The 1,399-nt window shown below is 70.1% G+C and carries 1 protein-coding gene; it reads left to right on the top strand.

Translation table 11 applies throughout. The features are described from left to right. Window positions 1-95: 95 nt before the first annotated feature. The coding region (locus ABZV31_RS38305; RefSeq protein ID WP_355901506.1) for a transposase at window positions 96-1,399 on the top strand (1,304 nt) is incomplete at its 3' end.

The following is a 1,399-nucleotide window of genomic DNA, read 5'->3' as shown; positions in this document are numbered from 1 at the left end:
GACGCTGTTGGTTAATTCGGGGCCGGGCGTGACGTCGGCCTTCAAGACCTGGTTGTGGTCTTGAAGGCTGACGTTGTCGTATGGGGTGGGTGCGGATGTCGATGCAGCCGAAGGGATCTGGGGAGATCCCGGCGGAGACGGTGCGGGTGGCGCGGGCCGCGTTCCCGAAGGGGAGTCTGGCGATCCGGGTCCGGGACGAGCTGGGGCCGTTGTTCACGGACGAGGAGTTCGCGGACCTCTTCCCGGTCCGGGGCAAGCCGGCCTGGTCGCCGGGCGGGCTGGCGCTGGTGCTGGTGTTGCAGTTCGCGGAGGGGCTGACCGACCGGCAGGCCGCGGAGGCCGTGCGTGCCAGGATCGACTTCAAGTACGCTCTCGGGCTTCAGCTGGATGATCCGGGCTTTGATTTCTCGGTGCTGTCGGAGTTCCGGGACCGGCTGGTTCAGGCGGACGCCGGACGGCGGGTGCTGGATGCCATCCTGGCCGCGGCCCGGGACAAGGGGCTGCTCAAGAGCGCGGGCCGGGCCCGCACGGATTCCACGCATGTGCTGTCGGCAGCGCGTGAGCTGTCCTGGCTGGAGATGGTCGCCGAGACACTGCGGTCGGCGCTGAACGCGCTCGCCCAGGCCGATCCCGACTGGCTGACAGCGGTGGCCGATCCCGACTGGTTCCGGCACTACGCCACTCGCGCCGAGGACTCCCGGTTCCCCAAGGCCCGCACCAGGCGCGACGAGGTTGGCCTGCGGATCGGGACGGACGGGATGCGGTTGCTCCAGGCCGTGCTCTCGCCCCAGGCGCCCGGAGGGCTGCGAGCTCTGAACGAGGTCGGGATCCTGCGGCAGATGTGGGTCCAGCACTTCCACCTGGTCGAGGGCGAGGTGAGGCGGCGGGACCCAAAAGACCGGCCGCTGGGCGCGACGCGCCTGGTCACTCCCTATGACACCGACGCGCGGGGCAGCGTCAAGCGCGACACCTTGTGGGACGGCTACAAGGTCCACCTCACCGAGACCTGCGAGCCCGGCGCCCCGAACCTGGTCACGAACGTGGCCACCACCCTGGCCACCACAGCCGACAGTGTGATGAGCAAGGAGATCCACTCCGGCCTGGCTGCACGCGCCTGCCTGCCCGGTGAGCACTGGGTGGACGCCGGCTATCCCACCGCCTCCCAGGTCGTGGCCGCCCGGCGCGACCACCAAGTCGAGCTGCTGGGCCCCATGGTGGCCAGTACCGCCGCCCAGAGCGGCGGCCCGTTCAGCCAGGATTCGTTCACCATCGACTGGGACAAGCAGCAGGTGACCTGCCCGGACGGCGTCGTCAGTACACAGTGGGCCGAGCGGCGTTCCCAGCAGGGCCTGCCCGTCATCCGGGTCCGTTTCAGCCCGGCCGACTGCCGCCCCTGCCC

The organism is Streptomyces sp. NPDC005202 (genome assembly GCF_040608235.1).
Taxonomy (GTDB): domain Bacteria; phylum Actinomycetota; class Actinomycetes; order Streptomycetales; family Streptomycetaceae; genus Streptomyces.
Note: the sequence above shows the minus strand (reverse complement) of the source record. Positions and strands in the feature narration are given on the sequence as shown.